The organism is Allobosea sp. CER48, from assembly GCF_044752385.1.
In the GTDB taxonomy this organism is placed as follows: domain Bacteria; phylum Pseudomonadota; class Alphaproteobacteria; order Rhizobiales; family Beijerinckiaceae; genus Allobosea.
Window position 1 is genome coordinate 1 of record NZ_JBIWYK010000339.1, and the last position, 3,528, is coordinate 3,528.

Here is a 3,528-nt window from a genome sequence, read left to right on the forward strand (position 1 = left end):
GCGCAGGGGCGGCTGCAACTGCCGTCGTGTTCCGGCGGCTCGCGATATGGTCGAGCGGCATGGACACGTCGCCCCGGCGGCCGGCACGCGTCACGATCTCGGTCAGATCGTTCAGCGCCTTGATCTGCTCGGCCACGACGCGGCGCATGGTCGAGGTCGACTCCTGGGCCTCCTGCGGCATCTCGAGCACGCCGCGCTTCAGCTCGGCGCGGGTGGCTTCCAGCTCGCGCTGGATGTCGCCGGTGACGCCGCGCATGTCCTTCGCCGCCTGCTGGAAGCGCTCGGTCACCTTGGAGATCTCGCCGCTGATCTCGGCGGAGACCTGGGCGTAGGCCGCGCGCAGAGCGTCCGCAGTGCGCTCGCGCTCCTTGCCGGTCGCAGCCCGGATCGTCTCGAACTGCTGGGCGATGGCGCTCGTGGTCGACTCGGCCGAGTCGGACAGCACGGTGCCGATCTGGCGGGCGCGCGCCTCGGCGGTGCCGAGCGACTCGTCGATGAGCGAGGAGAAGGAGCGGGTGATCGCCTCGACATCCTCGGTGCGGCTGGAGATCAGCCCGTGCAGCTGCTCGAGCGCGTTGCGACGCTCGGCCAGCGCCTTGCCGACGCGGGATTCGATCTGCTCCAGTCGGCCCGCCACGGCATTGAGCGCCGCGCTGCTGGCCTCGGTCGCCTCGTTGAGCGAGGTACCACGCTCGTCGAGCTTGCCGACCAAAGCGGTCGCCTCGCGCAGCGTGCCTTCCGAGAAGGTCTTGAGCTCGGCGATCTGCTCGGTGACCTGCTGGGAGGCGTTGCCGGCTTCGGCCATCACCGTTCCGATCACGTTCTGCAGCTCGCCGACGCGGGCCGAGAGGCCGTTCTCCACGGCGGCGAGGTTCTTGTTCGCGCCGCTGACGATCTGCTGCATCAGCTTGTTGGCCTCGCCGAGGCGGCCGAGCATGCCGCCCAGCTCCTCGCGCAGCTGCTCGTTGGTGCCGAGCAGGGCCTCGACCGACTGCTTCGAACCGGCCTCGAGCGTCTCGCGCAGGGCGTTGGTCGAGGTTTCCACCGCGCTGGCGATGGCGGCCCCGCGGTCGCGCAGCCCGGCGACGATGGCGTTTCCGCGGCTTTCGAGCGAGCGGACCACCGTTTCGCCGGCGGCGGCGACCTGGGCCGCGAGGGCCTCGCCACGTTCGTTCAGCGCCTCGACGGTGCCGTTGCCCTTGGCGTCGAACACGGCGCGCAGAGCCTCGACACGTTCGTCGAGCGACTGGGTGAGCGTCTCGCTCTGGCGGCCGAGGACTTCGACAAGGCCGTTGCCCTTGGCATCGAAGGCGGCGCGCAGCGCGTCCGTCTGCTCTTCCAGCGAGGTCGCGATCGCCGCGCCCTGGCGTTCGAGCGCGGTGACGACGCCGGTGCCCTGGTCCTCGAAGATCGCACGCAGTTGCTCCGCGCGCTGGTCGAGCGCGCCGGAGATGGCGTCTCCCCGGCGGCCGAGTGCCGCGACGATGCCGAGCCCGCGATCGTCGAAGAGGGTGCGCAGCTGTTCGGCACGCTCGCTGAGCGCAGCCGCGATCGCTTCGCTCTGCTGGGCGAGCGAGGAGACCATCCCGCTGCCCTGGTCGTCGAACAGCGCGCGCAGCTCCTGCGCCCGGTCGGCGAGAGTGGCGGCGATGGCCTCGGAGCGGCCCTGCAGCGTGGTGGCGATCTCATCGCCACGGCTGTCGAGCGTATGCGAGACGGTGTCGAGCCGGTTGACGACACGCTCCTCGAAGCGCGCCACGCTCTGGTCGAGCGTGTCGGCGATCTGCAGGGCGCGGCCGCCGAGAGTGGCGTTGATGCTGTCGGCCTTGTCGCTGAGCGTGCGGGTGAGCGACTCGCTCTTGGAGGTGACGACATCGCCGATCTCGTCGGCCTTGGCGGCCAGCGCACGGGTAACCTCGCGGCCACCTTCGGCGAGCACGCGGGCGATGTCGACGGTACGCTCGACCAGCGCCTCGTTGAGCGCGGTCGCACGCGAGCCGAGGCTGCCGTCGATGCGGGCGATCAGGCTGTCGAGCGCGCCGGCGATCTCGGCGCTCTTGGCGCCCGAGCGGTCCTCGAACAGCTTGATCTGCGATTCCATCGCATCCGCGGCTTCGCGGGTGCGGCTGGCGAGGAGCTCGGCGGCTTCCAGCGCGCGGGTGCCGACCTTGTCGGCGAGCGAGACGCCGTCTTCCGAGATCAGCTTCTCGACCTGCGCGATGCCGCTATGCAGCGCGTCGGTGAGCTCGCGGGCGTCGCCCGAGATCTTCGCCGTGAGCGTGCCGCCCTGGTGGACGATCAGATCCTCGAATGCGGCGAGGCGGGCACCGAGCGCCGTCTCGACGTCGCGGCCCTGCGTATCGAACAGGGTCGCGAGCGCGGTCAGGCGATCGCCGAGCGCGGCGTCGATATCGCGGCCCTGGGTGTCGAACAGCGTCGACAGCGTCGCCATGCGCGAGCCGAGGGAGACCTCGATCTCGCGGCCGCGCTCGTCGAAGAGGCGCGTCAGCGCGTCGTGGCGCAGTGCAAGGGCTTCCGTCAGGGCCTGGGCGCGGCCTTCGACCGAGCGCAGCATCGATTCGGCATTGGCGGAGAGGGCCTCGTTGACGCGGCCGCCCTGCTGGGTGAGCGCCATCACGATCTCGCGGCCGGTGCCGGCGAGCATGGTGCGCGCCTCTTCGGCATGGACGGTGAAAGTGTCGCGCAGCCCCTGGGTCGCCTCGGTGACGCGGTCGGCGACATGGCGGCCGTCGACGTTGATCGTCTCGGTGAGGGTCCGGGTCGCGTCGGTCATGCGGCGCGCCAGGTCTTCGCTCTGCTCGCCGAGCAGGGTGTGGACCTCGCGGCCGGTGGCGACGAGGTCGCGGACCATCGTCTCGCGCTGCTCGCCGAGCAGGGCGCCGACCTTCTCGCCGGTCTCGCCGATGCTGGCGAGGAAGCCGCTCTGCTGCTGCTCCAATGCAGTCTGGGCCGCTTCGACGCTGCCGGTGATGCGCTGGGCGAGCACGGTGCCGCGCTCTTCCAGCTTCTGGTCGATGCTTTCACCGGTCTCGGCGAGGCGGGAGATCAGGGCGTTGCTGCGCTCGGCCAGGATGCCGTGCACGGAGCGGCCGACATCGGCGACGCGGCTGGCCAGAGCCTGGCTCTCGCTGCCGAGCAGGTCCTTGATCTCGAGCCCGGCCTGCGAAACCTTCACGGTCATCGCGCCGGCCTGCTCGTCGAGCAGGGCGCTGACACGCATGCCGGTCTCGGAGAGGCCGGAGATCAGGCGCTCGCTCTGGCTGCCGACGATGCCGCTGACGTCCTGGCCGGCCTGGGTCAAGCGGGTAACGAGCAGCTCGCTCTCATCGCGCAGGCGGGTTTCGACGGTGTTGACGGCACCCGACACGCTGGCGACCAGTGCGTCGCTGCGCTCGGACAGCAGCCGGGCGACATCGGCGCCGGCATTGGAGACGCGGGCGACGGTGGCGTCGCTGTGCTCGTCCATGAGCGCGGTCAGGCTGCGACCGGCTTCGGAAACGCTCACGA

Annotated in this window: 1 protein-coding gene; it reads right to left on the minus strand. The window is 70.8% G+C overall.

Going from position 1 to position 3,528, the window contains the following annotated elements:
• On the minus strand, positions 1 to 3,487 hold a 3,487-nt coding region (locus ACIPIA_RS12375; RefSeq protein WP_400509927.1), incomplete at its 3' end, for an apolipoprotein A-IV repeat region-like domain-containing protein.
• Between the last annotated feature and the right edge of the window lie 41 nt (positions 3,488 to 3,528).